16 protein-coding genes and 1 pseudogene are annotated in these 14,119 nt (G+C 71.2%); 6 read left to right on the forward strand and 11 right to left on the reverse strand.

Features of this window, described 5'->3' with window-relative positions:
* Positions 1-73: 73 nt before the first annotated feature.
* The 3 genes from A2790_RS05740 to A2790_RS05750 all read right to left on the reverse strand — a co-directional run bounded on the left by A2790_RS05740 (position 74) and on the right by A2790_RS05750 (position 4,191).
* Positions 74-2,083, reverse strand: a complete 2,010-nt coding sequence (locus tag A2790_RS05740) for an elongation factor G (protein ID WP_293388599.1) — start codon at positions 2,081-2,083, stop codon at positions 74-76.
* Positions 2,084-2,260: 177 nt separating this feature from the next.
* The gene (locus A2790_RS05745) at positions 2,261-3,856 is read right to left on the reverse strand and encodes an EAL domain-containing protein (protein ID WP_293388601.1); all 1,596 of its coding nucleotides are present in this window, start codon (positions 3,854-3,856) and stop codon (positions 2,261-2,263) included.
* A gap of 74 nt (positions 3,857-3,930) precedes the next feature.
* Positions 3,931-4,191 carry a hypothetical protein gene (locus tag A2790_RS05750; RefSeq protein ID WP_293388603.1) on the reverse strand — a complete coding sequence of 87 codons (261 nt, stop codon included), beginning with the start codon at positions 4,189-4,191 and terminating at the stop codon, positions 3,931-3,933.
* Between the two features lie 75 nt (positions 4,192-4,266).
* Between A2790_RS05750 and A2790_RS05755 the strand changes: the two genes are divergently transcribed.
* Together A2790_RS05755 and A2790_RS05760 are read left to right on the forward strand one after the other, a co-directional pair.
* On the forward strand, positions 4,267-4,767 hold the full coding sequence (locus tag A2790_RS05755) for an NUDIX domain-containing protein (protein ID WP_293388605.1): 501 nt from the start codon (positions 4,267-4,269) through the stop codon (positions 4,765-4,767).
* 41 nt (positions 4,768-4,808) lie between these two features.
* Entirely contained in the window at positions 4,809-5,906 is a 1,098-nt protein-coding gene (locus tag A2790_RS05760; RefSeq protein WP_293388607.1) for a phosphatidylinositol-specific phospholipase C1-like protein, read from the forward strand.
* Here A2790_RS05760 and A2790_RS05765 read toward each other — a convergent pair.
* The 3 genes and pseudogenes from A2790_RS05765 to A2790_RS05775 form a co-directional block, all read right to left on the reverse strand.
* The gene (locus A2790_RS05765; RefSeq protein ID WP_293388608.1) at positions 5,903-6,451 is read right to left on the reverse strand and encodes a hypothetical protein; all 549 of its coding nucleotides are present in this window, start codon (positions 6,449-6,451) and stop codon (positions 5,903-5,905) included. The two genes, A2790_RS05760 and A2790_RS05765, sit on opposite strands and share 4 nt — an antisense overlap.
* Positions 6,452-6,568: 117 nt before the next feature.
* On the reverse strand, positions 6,569-6,790 hold the full coding sequence (locus A2790_RS05770) for a cold-shock protein (RefSeq protein WP_231733312.1): 222 nt from the start codon (positions 6,788-6,790) through the stop codon (positions 6,569-6,571).
* Positions 6,791-6,979: 189 nt separating this feature from the next.
* Positions 6,980-7,177, reverse strand: a pseudogene (locus A2790_RS05775) (cold-shock protein); the annotation flags it as partial.
* 180 nt (positions 7,178-7,357) lie between these two features.
* Between A2790_RS05775 and A2790_RS05780 the strand changes: the two are divergent.
* Entirely contained in the window at positions 7,358-7,933 is a 576-nt protein-coding gene (locus tag A2790_RS05780) for a TIGR00730 family Rossman fold protein (RefSeq protein WP_293388609.1), read from the forward strand.
* Between the two features lie 140 nt (positions 7,934-8,073).
* Here A2790_RS05780 and A2790_RS05785 read toward each other — a convergent pair whose 3' ends face one another.
* The 5 genes from A2790_RS05785 to A2790_RS05805 form a co-directional block, all read right to left on the reverse strand.
* Complete coding sequence (locus tag A2790_RS05785) at positions 8,074-9,102, reverse strand: amidohydrolase family protein (protein ID WP_293388611.1); 1,029 nt, start codon at positions 9,100-9,102, stop codon at positions 8,074-8,076.
* A 77-nt stretch (positions 9,103-9,179) separates the two neighbouring features.
* Complete coding sequence (locus tag A2790_RS05790; protein ID WP_293388613.1) at positions 9,180-10,100, reverse strand: M56 family metallopeptidase; 921 nt, start codon at positions 10,098-10,100, stop codon at positions 9,180-9,182.
* The gene (locus tag A2790_RS05795) at positions 10,093-10,467 is read right to left on the reverse strand and encodes a BlaI/MecI/CopY family transcriptional regulator (RefSeq protein ID WP_293388615.1); all 375 of its coding nucleotides are present in this window, start codon (positions 10,465-10,467) and stop codon (positions 10,093-10,095) included. Before A2790_RS05795 ends, A2790_RS05790 begins: the two co-directional genes overlap by 8 nt.
* 117 nt (positions 10,468-10,584) lie before the next feature.
* Positions 10,585-11,406, reverse strand: a complete 822-nt coding sequence (locus A2790_RS05800; RefSeq protein WP_293388617.1) for a M56 family metallopeptidase — start codon at positions 11,404-11,406, stop codon at positions 10,585-10,587.
* Entirely contained in the window at positions 11,399-11,773 is a 375-nt protein-coding gene (locus A2790_RS05805; protein WP_293388619.1) for a BlaI/MecI/CopY family transcriptional regulator, read from the reverse strand. Before A2790_RS05805 ends, A2790_RS05800 begins: the two co-directional genes overlap by 8 nt.
* Positions 11,774-11,895: 122 nt before the next feature.
* Here A2790_RS05805 and A2790_RS05810 point away from each other — a divergent pair, with 122 nt between their 5' ends.
* The 3 genes from A2790_RS05810 to A2790_RS05820 all read left to right on the forward strand — a co-directional run bounded on the left by A2790_RS05810 (position 11,896) and on the right by A2790_RS05820 (position 14,026).
* Entirely contained in the window at positions 11,896-13,215 is a 1,320-nt protein-coding gene (locus A2790_RS05810; protein ID WP_293388621.1) for an amino acid permease, read from the forward strand.
* Positions 13,216-13,259: 44 nt separating this feature from the next.
* Positions 13,260-13,478, forward strand: coding sequence for a hypothetical protein (locus A2790_RS05815; protein WP_068875808.1), 219 nt, complete (start codon positions 13,260-13,262; stop codon positions 13,476-13,478).
* 71 nt (positions 13,479-13,549) lie between these two features.
* Positions 13,550-14,026, forward strand: a complete 477-nt coding sequence (locus A2790_RS05820; RefSeq protein ID WP_293388623.1) for a cytochrome P460 family protein — start codon at positions 13,550-13,552, stop codon at positions 14,024-14,026.
* The last annotated feature ends 93 nt before the right edge of the window (positions 14,027-14,119 follow it).

Here is a 14,119-nt window from a genome sequence, read left to right on the forward strand (position 1 = left end):
CGATCGGTTTGAGCGGAAGCCCCCTCAGTCAGCTTCGCTGACAGCTCCCCAACGGGGGAGCAACGACGCGCGCCTAAGCCCTGGCCCCCTGCGCGGCCTCCTCGGCCAGGCGGCCGTGCAGTTCGCTCATGTGGTCGAAGTCGGCCTCGAAGGCGCCCAGGCCCTGGGTGAGGCCCCGCAATTCGGCGATCAGGTCCTGCCGCTCGCTCTGCGGCAGGTAGGCCTCGATCCGCTCCCAGCCTCGCCAGTCCTCGCGGGGGCTGAGGCCCAGGATCTGGCCGCGCCGGGCCGTGAGCGCAGAGGTGACGTGGCTGGCGCTGGGCGAGGGCGAATAGACCGTCAGCTTCTCGATCGGCTCCAGCAGGATGGAGCCCACGGCCTTCAGGGCGTCCTCGATGGCCAGCCGTCCGGCCGTGCGGAAGGCCATTTCCGAGGAATCGACGCTGTGGGTCATGCCGTCTGTGAGGGTCACTTCCAGGTCGGTGACCGGGAAGCCCAGGGGCCCCTTGGCCAGGCCGTCGCGCACGCCGGTCTCCACCGCGGGGATCCATTGCCGGGGCACGGCGCCGCCGACGACCTTGGACTGGAAGACGAAGCCGGAGCCGCGGGGCAGGGGCTTCACCTCGATGGTCACGTCGGCGAACTGGCCGTGGCCGCCGGACTGCTTCTTGTGCCGCGCCCGCTGAGTCGCCGCCCGGGCGATGGTCTCGCGGTAGGGCGTCTTGGGCTGCAGGGTGTCGATCTCGACGCCATAGCGGCGCTTCAGCCGCTCCAGCGCCAGGCGCACGTGGCCCTCGCCCTGGCCGGACAGCAGGATCTGGCGCTGTTCGGGGTCGTGGGTGAGGGACAGGCCCGGATCCTCCTCGACCAGCTTGCCCAGGGAGCCCGACAGCCGGACGTCGTCGTTGCGGTTCTTGGCCATGAGGGCGACCGAGAACAGGGGCCGCCGCGGCCGGGCCTCGGCCTTGGGGACCTGGGGCTGGCCGGTGGTGGACAGGATCTGTCCGGCGGCCGCCTGCTCCACCTTGCCGATGGCGCAGATGTCGCCCAGCGGCGCCTCGGCGATCTTCTTCAGCGCCGAGCCCTGGACCTGGGAGAGGCCGCCGGCGCGGCTCTTGGAGCCGTCCGCCATGACGAACTCGGCCCCGTCGGCCAGCTTGCCGCCGAACACCCGCGCATAGGCCAGCTTGCCGGACTGCCCGGCATAGGCCGCCTTCAGGACGTAGGCGCCCTCCGTGATCCCCAGCCGCTGGGCGGCCTTGCCGACGGGCGGGGTCTCGTGGCGGAGCGCCTTCAGCAGCCGGCGGATGCCGAAGCCGTTCTGGGCCGAGCCGAAGAAGACCGGAACGATCAGCCCGTCGTTCATCTCCCGCACCAGGTCGGTGAAGACCGCGTCGCGGCTGGGCTGGACGTCGGTCAGGAGCTGTTCCAGCAGCTCGTCGTCGAAGTCGGCGATCTGTTCCAGCATGTGGAACCGGGCGTCCGTCTCCTCCTGGCGGAGGTCGGCGGGGATTTCGGCGAGTTCGCTGGGCTTGCCCGGCCGGTAGACGAAGCAGCGCTCCAGAGCCAGGTCGATGTAGCCGCTGACCTTGTCGCCGTTCCAGGTCGGGATCTGGCGGGCCACCAGCGGCGCCGACGAGACGGGCGCCAGGGCCTCCAGCAGCTCGTTCAGGGTCCCGTGGGCCTGGTCCATCTTGTTGATGAAAAGGGCGTGGGGGATGCCCAGGCGCTCCAGCTCGCGCAGGGTGGGCTGCAGCAGGATCGCCTTGGCCGGATCGGGCTCGGCGACCACGATGGCGAGGTCGACGGCCGGCAGGGCCTTGTCGATCTCGCAGCAGAATTCCAGGGATCCGGGGCAGTCGACAACCACATAGCGGTCGCCCATGAAATCGAAGCCGGCGAGGTTCAGTTCGACGGAATGGCCGCGGGCCTTGGCCTCGGGGCTCGAGTCGCCCACCTCGCCGGGGCGGACGGCCTGGCCGGTCGCGGCTTCCAGCAGGGCCTCCATCAGGGCGGTCTTGCCGGCGCTCGTGGGGCCGACGAGCGCAAGCGCCCGAACCGACCCCGTATCTCGGATTGCCATGGTCGCGTTCTCCCATCACCGAAGGCGCCGAGGGCGCCCGCCATGCGGGAGGTCGTGGCGCCCTTGCGCGCGGTTATGAGCGGTCGCGGACCGGTACAGGCCAGCCGACGCCGCCCTTACGGGAAGACCCTACGCCCGGAGTTTTGCGGGGCGCGCCTCAAGAAGTCGTGAGGCCGCCTAGCGGTCCAGCGCCGAGCGGATCGCGAGCGCCCCGGCCCGGGCGCGTCCCCGGGCGCCGATGGAGACGTCGTTGGCCGGCGCCTCGCGCGCGCGACCGTAGAGCCAGCCCTGGGCATAGTGGACCCCAGCCCGTCGGACGGCGTCCTCCGCCTCGGGGGTCTCGACCATTTCCGCCAGGGTGCGGACCTTGAGCTCGGCGCACATGTTGACGAGGTGCTTGACGAAGGTGGCTTCTCGGCCGCCATGCGCCAGATCGCGGATGTAGCGCCCGTCGATCTTCACCAGGTCCAGGGTAAGTTGCTGCAGATAGGCCAGGGAGGCGGCGCCGGCGCCGAAGTCGTCGAGGCACACCTCGCACCCGGCCGCGCGCAGGTCCTGCAGGCGCCGGTCCGCCGCGGCGAGGTCCTCCACCGCGGCGCTCTCGGTGAGCTCGAACATGAGCCGGCCGTGGGCCCAGGGTCGGCTCTTCAGCAGGTCGAGCGCGGCCTCTACGTAGCTGTCGCGCATCAGGCTGCGGCCGGAGACGTTGACGGCGAGGACCAGCGCCGGGTCACGCTGCAGCGCCTGCAGCGTCTCCTCCAGTATCGCCATGTCGAGCGGCTCGATCAGGTCCATCTCCTCGGCCATGCGGATGGTCGGGAAGGGGCTGCCATTCGAGCCGAACCGGACCAGCACCTCGTGGTGGTGCAGATCGCCGCTCTCCAGCGACACCACCGGCTGGTAGGCGAGGGTGAAACGACGGTGCTTGATCGCCGCGCCCAAGGCGCCGGCGTTGCTGAGCGTCGTGCGCATCGCCGCGTCCAGGGCTTGCGAAAGGTCGCCAGGCAGGGCGTGGGCCAGGCCGTCCTTAAGCACGAGGTTCAGGGCGTAGCGCAGGGCCTGGACCGTGGATTTCCGGGTCTCGACACCCGTCATGGGCACGGCGGCGGCCGTGGCCTGCAGCCCGCCCGCGCCGGCCTCAGTCAGGACCCGCGCGATCCGCTGGGCGACGGCGTCGGCCGGCTCGTCGCGACCGCGCACCAGGGCGAAGCGGTCGGGCCCCACCTGGGTGGCCGCCTCGCCGCGATAGGCCTGGGCGCGCAAGGCCCCCGCCACCAGCGACTGGAACCGGTTGGGATCCTGGGCGGCCGCGGCGGCGCCCGAGAGGCCCGCCAGCTCCACGAAGGCGAGCTCCAGCTCCTGCGATGCGCCCGCCATCAGCTCGGCGGCGCGCGCCTCGAACGTCTCACGGCCTTGCAGGCCCGAGGCGCCGCGGCTGCCGGCGCGGGCGAGGGCGCAGGAGATCGCGCCGTTGTTCTGCGGCAAGCGGATGGCGGTGAGGCTGGCGTGGCCGGCGGCCTTGCCCGCGACCTTCAGCACCACCGGACCGGCCCGGGTTCCGTCCCCAAGGCCGGCGAACAGGGCCTCGACCATGGAATGATCCTCGGGATCGAACAGGCTCTGCCAAGGGCGGCCCGCAAGGGCGCGGTCCTGGACGCCCAGCACCGCCTCGCCGGCGCCCAGGGCGAAACTCACCTGCCCGTCCGCGCGGACCTCAAGCAGGAGATCGGCGGCGGCGAAGCCGAAACCCAGAAACCGATGTGCGGATGGCAAGGCTGATTCTTCTCCCTGCCAAAGGCTAGGAGCCAGCGCCTTAAGATCCCGTATGCGCTGATCTTTTCCGAGCCTCAGGCGTCGGCCTTGTTCCGGCGGAGCATCCGCCTGCGGGTCTCCAGCACGGAATAGAGCCGCTCCCGCTCCTGCGGCCCGACCGGAAGGGCGGGACGGGCCTGCTGTGCGTCGACGTCCCGGCCGGCCTCCTCGGCCAGACGGTCCATGCCCCGCGGATCGACCTGCCACAGGGCGTCGATCAGGTCCGTTACAAGCAACTCCAGCGTGGCGACACGGGCGATCAAATCCCGCCTGCTGGTGGAGTCATCGTCCGACATGCGATGGTTCCAGTGGTTTCGACGCCGCCGACGATTGGGGAAAGTGCTTAAGTCTTCGACAGCGGCGCCATGAGCATGACGGAAAAGTTGAGTCGCACACAACCGGAACGTCCGACGGCGCGCGTGCTTCTGTTCGACGCCCAGGACCGGATCCTTTTGATGAAGGGCCGCCTGCCCAGCGCGCCGGACCGGCCTGGCGCCTGGTTCACCGTCGGCGGCGGGGTGGAGCCCGGCGAGACCTTCATCGAGGCCGCGGCGCGGGAGATCCGCGAGGAGACGGGGATCGCAGACTTCGTCCTGGGGCCGGTGGTCTGGGTGCGGGAAGGCGTGATGCGCCTGCCCGAGCCGACGCTCCTGAAGGAATGCTACATCGTGGCGCGCTGCGACGGCGGCGACCCCGTCCGCGACGGCTGGAACGCCATCGAGCGGGAGCTCATCGACGACATCCGCTGGTGGACCCTGGGCGAGCTGCACATGACGCCGGACAGGGTCTTCCCGCCGGGCCTTCCGCACCGGCTGCCGCCGATAATCGCGGGCAGCTTTCCCGCCGAACCGGAGGTCATCCCGTGGATCTGAGCGTCATCCGGCTGTCGCGCTTTCGAGGCTAGGACGAGGTCATGATCGCCGCCCTGCTCGCCGCCGCCGCCGCCGCCGTCTCCGCCGCCTGCGACCTGGAGACGCCCTCGGGCGCGCCCGGCTGCACGCAGGCCGCCGTCGACGCCCTGCCGATGAACGCCCTGCAGGCGATCGGCACCCACAACAGCTACAAGATGGCGATCGCGCCGAACGAGCTCGCCACGATCCGCGCCGCGAACCCGCGCGAGGCGGACGGCATCGACTACAGCCACCCGCCGCTCAAGGCCCAGCTCGACGCCGGGGCGCGCCAGCTCGAGATCGACCTCGCCTACGACCCCGCGCCGGGCCTCTACGCCGCGCCCCTGGGCTTCCGGATGGCCGGCAAGGCGGCGGTCCCCTACGACTTCGCGCCGCTGAAGCAGCCGGGGCTGAAGGTGCTGCACGAGGCGTCGGTGGACTATCGCTCGGTCTGCCCCCTGTTCGCCCAGTGCCTGAAGGACATCCGCGACTGGTCGAAGGCCCACCCGGACCACGTGCCGCTGCTGATCCTGCTGAACCTGAAGGAAGGCGGTCTCTCGCTGCCCGGCGCGACCGTGGCGCCGCCCTTCGACGCCCAGGCGATGGACCGGATCGACGCCGAGATCCGTGCGGTCTTCCCAGAAGCGGCGCTGATCACGCCGGACCAGGTCCAGGGCCGGCGGGCGAGCCTGCGCGAGGCGGCGGCGGCGGGCGGCTGGCCCACGCTGAAGGCGGCGCGCGGCCGGGTCATGTTCGCCCTCGACTGTCCTCCGGAGCAGGTCGCCCTCTACCGTGGCGCGCGCAAGGTGCTGGAGGGACGGGTCGCCTTCGTGAACACCGACGAGACCTCGCCCGCCGCCGGCTACATCACCCTGAACGAGCCTCAGGCGCAGTCCGCCCGGATCGCGGCGGCGGTGAAGGCCGGGATCATCGTCCGCACCCGCGCCGATGCGGACACCCGGGAGGCGCGGGCCAACGACACTGAGCGGCAGGCGGCGGCCTTCGCCTCGGGCGCGCAGTACGTCTCGACGGACTACATGGTCCCCGACGTCCGCTTCGGCCCCTATGTGGCGAAGCTGCCCGGCGGCGGGGTGGCGCGGCGCTCGCCCGTCCAGCCCTAGGACGGGGCTGCGGCCGACGCGGTCTCCGTCAGCGGCGGGGCGGTGGCCGGCTCGGCCACGGCGGCCTTGGCGGCGGTCTCGGCGGAGGGCGGGACCTCGACCACGGTGATCTCGGGGACCTTGTCCTTGTCGTCGCCGAACAGGCCCTTCACCAGCTTCTTGCCGAGGAAGCCGCCGGCGAACTTGCCGACAGGTCCGGCGACGGCGGCCCCCGCCGCGCCGCCGGCCACGCCCCCGGCGATCGTTCCGAGCTTGTCGCCGAGGCCGTCCTTCTCCTCCTTCGCCACGATCACCGGCGCGACCTTGGTAGGCTCGGTCGGCGGGGTGGGCTCGACGGCGTCCTGCACCGGCGGCGGCGGCGGGGCGGCGGCGGCCGGGGGTGGCGCGGCCCGCGTCGGCGCGACCGTGGGCAGGGGCGCCAGGGCCGGCGCGGCGGATGCCGGGCTGGCCGATGGGATCGTGGTGGGTTGGGGAACGTCCTGCGCACGCGCGGCGCCCGGGAGGGCGACCGCGCTACAGATGGCGAGGCTCAATAGGTCACGCATTTCGCAACGCTCCACGAGGACTTCCTCGACGTGAGCGTTTTCAACGCGTTGCGGGCCCGCAGGTTCAGCGCGGCCCGGAATGGGGGCCCATCGCAAGGATGGGCCCGCCGGAGTGTCTTAGCCGCTGACCTTCAGGTTGGTCGCGGAGGTCTTGCCGCTGCGACGGTCCTGTTCGAGGTCGAAATTGACCCGCTGGCCCTCGTTCAGGCCGGAGAGGCCCGCCTGCTCGACCGCGGAGATGTGGACGAAGATGTCCTGGCCGCCGCCTTCCGGCTTGATGAAGCCGAAGCCCTTGGTGGGGTTGAACCACTTCACCTCGCCGGTGCCGGAGCCCGACACGACGCCGCGCGGACGATCGCCGCCGCCGCCGCCGCCACCGCCGCCGAAGCCGCGGTCACGACCGCCGCCGTAGCCGCCGCCGCCGCCGCCGTAGCCGCCACGGTCGCCGTAGCCGCCGCGGTCACCGCCGCCGAAGCCGCCGCCGCCGCCCGCACGACGGGGTTGGGGCGCGCCCTTTTCCGTCACGACGATCTGGGTCGCCGCCAGCTTGCCGGACCGGCGGTCCTGCTCGAGTTCGTACTCGACCTTGTCGCCTTCATCGAGGCTGTCGAGCCCGGCCTGATTCAGGGCCGAGATGTGGATGAAAACGTCCGAACCGCCGTCGTCGGGTTGGACGAAACCAAAACCCTTCGCCGTGTTGAACCACTTTACCGTGCCGCTCGCCATATCGTCGCAACCTACAGAGATAAGTCCTACGCCGCCCATGAAGCGGCGCCCGGCTAATCGCCCTGATGAGCCGTGCTACAAGTTGTAGCGGCGGATTTTCCCCAAGACCAGCCGTCGTGACACACGCCGGTATTCGGACTAAGCAGCGCCCCCTTCGCCACACCGCTGCCGAGGCCCCTCTTGAAGAGCATCTGCGTCTATTGCGGCTCGTCCGCCGGAACCAATCCGCGGTTCCTGGAGGAGGCCATCCGGGGCGGGACGGAGATCGCGAAGGCCGGGCTAACCCTCGTATATGGCGGAGGAAAAGTCGGCCTGATGGGCGCGGTGGCCGACGCGGCCCTGGCCGCCGGCGGCCGGGTCGTCGGGGTGATGCCCGAGGACCTCGTCAACCAGGAAATCGCCCACAAGGGCCTCACGGAACTGCACGTCGTGCGGTCGATGCATGAGCGCAAATTGGCCATGTCGGAGCTGGCCGACGGGTTCCTCTGCCTGCCCGGCGGCCCCGGCACGTTCGAGGAAATCTTCGAACAATGGACCTGGGCGCTGCTCGGCATCCACGCCAAGCCGTGCGGGTTCGTGAACGTCGCCGGCTACTACGACCTCATGCGCCAGACGATCCAGCAGATGGCCGACAACGGCTTCATCGGCCAGGCCTATGTCGACATGCTGGTCTATGCGGAGACGACCCCACAGGTGCTGGACGCCTTCGGAGCCTACGTCGCCCCGCCGCCCAAGTGGAGCACGAACAAGCCTTAGCTTTCCCTCCCTTAATGGGGCGGGACAGACGACGACGTCGTCAGGGTGGGGTGGCCAGGATCAAGCTCCGGGCTTGAACGTGAGATCCCCACCCGTCTCCTCGTTTCACTCGCATCCACCCTCCCCATGAAGGGGAGGGACTAGAGCTCCAGCCGGTAGACCTTCTTCGCCGTGCCGGAGAACAGGGCCGTCTTTTCGGCCGCTGAGGCGCCTTTGGCGATGTGCTTGAAGGCGTTCCACAGGGTGGCGTAGCTGCAGCTGCCCATGTCCACCGGGAAGTTGCTCTCGAACATGCAGCGGTCGGGCCCGAAGGCTTCGATGCAGGTCTCGATATAGGGGCCCCATTCGCGGGCCAGCTGTTCCGACGGCGCCCGCGGCTCGGCCAGGAACGAGGGGAAGTTGCAGAAGGCCATGGCCAGGCCCCCCAGCTTCACCACCACGTTCGGCGACTTGGCCAGTTCCTGGATGTTGGCTTTCCAGCCGGGAAAGCGCTCGGGCAGCTTGCCGGCGTAGCTGGCCCGGCCCAGCGGCGTGCCGACGTGGTCCAGCACGATGGTGGTGTCCGGGAACGCCCGCGCCAGGTCGATCACGTCGGGAAGCTGCGGCTCCAGGAGCCAGGCGTCGAACGAAAGGCCCAGCGGGGCCAGCCGCTTGAAACCCTCGCGGAACGTGGCGTCGCGGTAGAGGCCCGCCTCGACCCGGTTCAGCGGGCCCAGCACGTCCTTGTCGGCGTCGAACGAGGCGCTGTTGCGGATTCCGCGGAAACGGCCGCCGCCTGACTTGATGTGGGTCTCCAGAACCGGCGCCACCGCATCGCCCAGCAGAAGGTCCGCGCGGCCCACGATCCCGGCGCAGGCGCGGAAATCGCCGTAGAGGCCGCTGGCGCTCATCGCCGCAACGCCGTTGACGAACTCGGTCTCGCCGATGGGGCGCAGCTCCACGGGGCCGTCGGCCTTGTAGAAGGCGCCGCACTCCACGAAGACCGTGGCGATCACGTTGTGGCCGCTCTTTGTGTCGGCCATCAGTTCGTCCAGCAGGTAGACCGCAGCCGGCCGGATCGCCTCGACGAAGGGATGCTCGTTCGCCTCCGCCACGTAGGCGCGCCGATCCCAGAGGTGATGGTGCGGGTCGACGATCGGCAGCTCGGGTTCGAGTATGGCTTCCGGCATGACGTGCGCTCCCGCTTGATGGTTCGGTGTCAGGCTAGAGGCGCGGGCGCTCGCCCTCAACCGCTGTGCGGCGGGATTCAGGAGCCGGGCGCTGCCGCGGGCGGCTTGGGCGGCAGGCTGACCAGGATCACCGAGGTCACCGGCTGGCGCTGGTGACGCTCCCACAGTTCGACCAGCTCGCCCGGGCGCGGGGCCGGCGGCTGCAGGCGCCAGGCCGCGATCACCGCGCTCAGCACCGCAAGGCCGACCAGGGCGGCGCCGATCAGGGCGTCGTGGCGACGCGTGACGCGCAGCTGACCGACGCGCACCTCCAGCGGATGCAGGCCGGTGGCGGGCCAGTAGCAGCCGAAGGGCAGGGGCTGGGCGGCGAGCTGGGTCTTCAGCAGGGTCCTGGCGTAGAGGGCGCGGTCCTCGGGCCGCCGGCGCAGGACGGCCGCGTCGCAGGCCAGTTCCTGGTCCAGCCGCATCAGGTGGGCGGCGAGATGGACCAGGGGGTTGAACCAGCAGAGCGCCTGCAAGGCCGCGCTCGCCGCGCTGGCCCTCGGGTCGCAGCGGGCGACGTGCTCGCGCTCGTGGGCGCGGATCAGGGCGCGCTCCTCGGCGGTATAGGTTCCGTCGTCGGCCGGCATCACCAGGCGGGGGGCGATGACGCCCACCACAGACGGGCCACCCCGGCCGCGTCGCACCTCGTCCATGAAGCGCGCCTGCGCCCGGGCCATGCCCGCCAGCACAAGCAGGCCGCCCAGGCCCCACGCCATAAGGGCGGGCGCGGACCAGTCGGCCACCGCGGCGGCCAGGGCGTGAACCTCCGGAGCCCCGTCCTCGACCCGGGCCGGCAGCAGCGAAGCGAGGGCGGCCAGCGGCGGCGCCGCCCAGAGCCCGTAGGCGACCTCGGGGCCGAACGCGCGGCGGGCCGGAAGGCGCAGGGCGAGCACCGCCAGCACCCCGATGGCGAGCACCAGGTTCGCGCGCAGCAGGGCGGCCAGGACCTCACTCATCATCGGCTTCCAGCTCCGCGATCAGGGACTTGAGGCGCGCGACCTCGGCGGCGGAAAGGTCGCGGTGGCGGGCGTAGTGGGCGACGAGCGGCGCCACCTGGCCGCCGAACAGCCGGTCGAGCAGGCCCTGGCTTTCGCCGGTGACGTAGTCCTCGCGGGTGACGATGGGTTTGTAGAGCGCCCGCCCGCCCGCGCGCTCGGACTTCAGGGCCTTCTTTTTCAGGAGCCGGTTGATCAGCGTCTTCACCGTCGCCTCGCCCCAGTCCTGGGCCGGGCCCACGGCCTGGAAGATCTCCTCGGCCGTCAGCGGTCCACGGGCCCAGAGGGCTTCCATCACCTGGCTTTCGGCGCCGGAAATCTTCGACATCTTACACTCGTAGCCTTCTCGCGAGATTACGCACGTAAACCTGACTGTCAACCGGGTTCGGCCCGAGTAGCGAGCGCGGCGGCGAGGGCGGATTTATGGCGAAGGTCCGCGCGCCCGTCAGGGGCGGATGGCGTGCACCGACGCGGCGACGACGCCGTGGCCGTCACCCCGGGTCCGGCCCCGAACGCCGCGGCGCTTGAGCTGCTGGATCCGCACCTCCAGCGGGTGCGTCCCGCGCGGCGACCAGCGGCAGCCGAAGGGCAGGGGCGTGACGGCGAGCTGGGTCTTGAGCAGGGTGCGCGCATAGAGCGCCCGCGCCGCCGGCCGGCTGCGGACGACCGCCGCATCGCAGGCCAGCTCCTGATCCAGGCGGATGAGGCGGGCGGCCAGGTGGACCAGCGGGTTGAACCAGCACAGGCTCTGGAACAGGGCCGCCAGGACCGCGGCGCGCGGATCCTTGCGGGCCACATGCTCGCGCTCGTGGGCGCGGATCAGTTCGCGCTCTTCGGCGGTGTAGCGGCCGTCGTCGGCCGGCATGACGATTAGCGGCGAGATGAAGCCGACCACCGCGGGACCCGCGCGACCGGCCCGCACCTCGGCCTGGAACCGCGCCTGCGCCACGGCGAACACGGCGGCTATGCCGAGGGCGCCCAGCGCCCAGACGGTCGCGAGGGCGGCGAGGACTGCGCCGCTGATTCCGAAGACCCACGGGTCGCCGTGCGGCCGGGCGGTCTCGACCAGCAGGGCCAGAAGCGCCGCCACGAGGGGTGCGCCCCACAGGTGATAGGCGGCGGCCGGACCGAACGCCCGGCGGGCCGCGACGCGCGCCACGCTCACCACCGCGATCGCCACGGCGGCGACCAGGTTCGCCTTCAGGAACGCCAGGGCCAGGGTCGCCGCCGGATAGCCGCCCAGCACCACATACAGCGGATCACTCATCGTCCGCCTCGAGCTTGGCGATCAGGGTCTTCAGGCGCGCCACTTCGTCGGCCGACAGCGCGCGGTGGCGGGCGTAGTGGGCCACCAGCGGCGCGATCTGGCCGCCGAACAGCCGGTCCAGCAGGCCCTGGCTCTCGCCGGTCACATACTCTTCGCGCGTGACCAGCGGGTGGTAGAGCGCACGGCCGCCGGCGCGTTCGGATTTCAGCGCCTTCTTTTTCAGGAGCCGGTTGATCAGGGTCTTCACCGTCGCCTCGCCCCAGTCCTGGGCCGGGCCGACCGTCTGCACGATCTCCTCGGCGGTCAGCGGCCCCCGGGTCCAGAGGGCTTCCATGATGTGGCTCTCAGCGCCCGAGATCTTCGACATCTTACACCCGTAGCTTGAGTCGGACGCTACGCGACCCGCCCGAGGTGTCAAGCCAGTGTCGCAAAGGCTAGGCGCGTCCCCTGGCGGGTTCCATAGTCGCTCCCGAGTCCCGGGGGAACGCGATGGCGGACGCGACGGCAGGCCAGGCGGCGCGTCCCGAGGACGCCAAGATCGGCGTGCCGGGCGCGGCGGCCCTGGTCGCCGGCTCGATGATCGGGTCGGGCGTCTACCTGCTGCCGGCCACCATGGGCGCCATCGGCTCCATCTCGATCCTGGGCTGGATCGTCGCGACGCTGGCGGCCCTGGCGATCGCGGGCGTGTTCGTCTGGCTGTCGGCCGAGGTCGCCGGCGCCGAGGGCCTGCCGGGATATGTCCAGGCGGGGCTGGGCCGGTTCTTCGCGACCCAGACGGCGGTGCTGTTCTGGACGTCCTGCTGGGCCGGGACCGTGGCTATCGCCCTGGCCGCCGCCGGGGCCGCGGGCTTCCTGGTCCCGGCGCTGGCCGAGCCGACGGCGCGCCTGGCGACGACCGTCGGCATCCTCTGGGCCGCCGTCGGCCTCTGCTGGCTGGGCCCGCGGACGGTCGCCCGCACGGAAGGCTTCACCCTGGGCGTCGGCCTGTTGCCGGTGATCCTGGCCGCTACGGTGGGCTGGGTCTTCTTCCGGTCGGACGTGTTCCTGGCCTCCTGGAACCCGACAGGCCTGTCGCTGGACAAGGCCGTCGGCACCTCGGCGCTAAACGCCTTCTGGGCCTTCCTCGGCATGGAGTGCGCCGCCGCCGCCGCAGGGGTCGTGCGCAACCCCACCCGCAACGTGCCCCGCGCGACGATCCTGGGCGTCCTCGGGGCCGCGGCGCTGTACATCGCCGCGACCTCGGCGATCATGGGCATCCTGCCCGCCGAAGTGCTGGCGACGTCGGATGCGCCGTTCGGGGATGCGGCGCGCGCGGCCCTGGGCGCGGCCCTCGGCGCGGCGATCGCGGCCTGCACCTTCCTGCGCACCGGCGGCTGCGTGACGGGCTGGACGCTGGTTGTGGCCGAGACCTCGCGCGGCGCGGCCGACCAGGGGGTTTTCCCGCGGGTGTTCCGGACCCGGCCGGGCGAGCGGGCGTCGGCCGCCAACCTGCTCACTGCGGGAGGCCTGACGACCGCCTTCGCCCTGGCCACCGCCAGCCCGAACCTAGCCGAGCAGTTCTCGACGATCATCAACGCGGTGTCGCTGCTGTCGATCTACACCTACGTCCTGGCCGCGCTGTCGCTAGTGAGGCTCGCCGCCCGGTTCACGCCCGGCCGCCGCGCCGCCGCCCTGGCAAATGCGGCCGCCGCCGTCGCCTTCTCCGCCCTGCTGATCTCGGGCGCCAAGCCGATCGAGCTGGCGCTATCCCTGGCGCCGCTGCCGCTGGCGGCGCTGCTCTATCTTCGACTTCGCCAACGTGATCCCTAACGCCCGTCGCGTGTTATGCTTCAGCATATCAACGGAGCCCGCAGATGAAGCTCTCCGACGAAGACCGTGACCGCCTGGCGCTGCACACCGCCTTTGCGGTGCACCAGATCTCCCGCTGGATCGCCACGCGCGACGACGTGCCGAAGGACATCCGCGACCGTCTGCGCGGGCACATCAGCGCCCTGGAGGGCGTGATGGTGACCAGCGGCCACGACTGGATCCGCGACGAGATGGAAGCCACCGAAGCGGCGCTGCACGCCTGACGCCGTCATCCGTTCGGGCGCGACGCCGGGGCGCGCAGGCCGGACCTTCCAGCGGTCCGCTGGGAGTCCACATGCGCCGCCTGTTCGTCGCCACCTGCGCCATCGGTCTCGCGGCCGCCGGCGAGGCCCCGATCGCCTATCCCGAGGACTTCCGCGCCTGGACCCACGTGACGAGCGGCACGTTCGGTCCGGGCCACCCGGCCGCGCCGAAATACGAGGGCCTGCACGCGATCTACGCCAACCCGGCAGCGGTGGAAGGCTATCGGACCGGAAAATGGCCTGACGGCGCGGTGATCGTGTTCGACCAGTGGACCGCCGCGAAAGCCGGTCCACATGCCGAGGGGCCCGGCGAGCGCAAGTTCATCGACGTGATGGTCCGCGACAGCCGCCGCTACGCCGCCACCGGTGGCTGGGGGTACACGGAGTTCGTCTGGCCGAACCGCGACCGTGCGGTGGAAATCGAGCGAAACATGGCCAAGGCCTGTGGAGCCTGCCACGCGAAGTCCGCGCCCGGCGGCGACCACGTGTTCAGCACATTGAAGGACTGAGCGGCGGCCCGAGCCCCGGACGCCACGTCAAAGGCCGGCGCTTTCCACTTGCCTGCCCTGGAGGAGGCTCGCAAGGTTCGCTCAAACAAATGT

The sequence above is a fragment of the Phenylobacterium sp. RIFCSPHIGHO2_01_FULL_69_31 genome (assembly GCF_001824475.1).
In the GTDB taxonomy this organism is placed as follows: domain Bacteria; phylum Pseudomonadota; class Alphaproteobacteria; order Caulobacterales; family Caulobacteraceae; genus Phenylobacterium.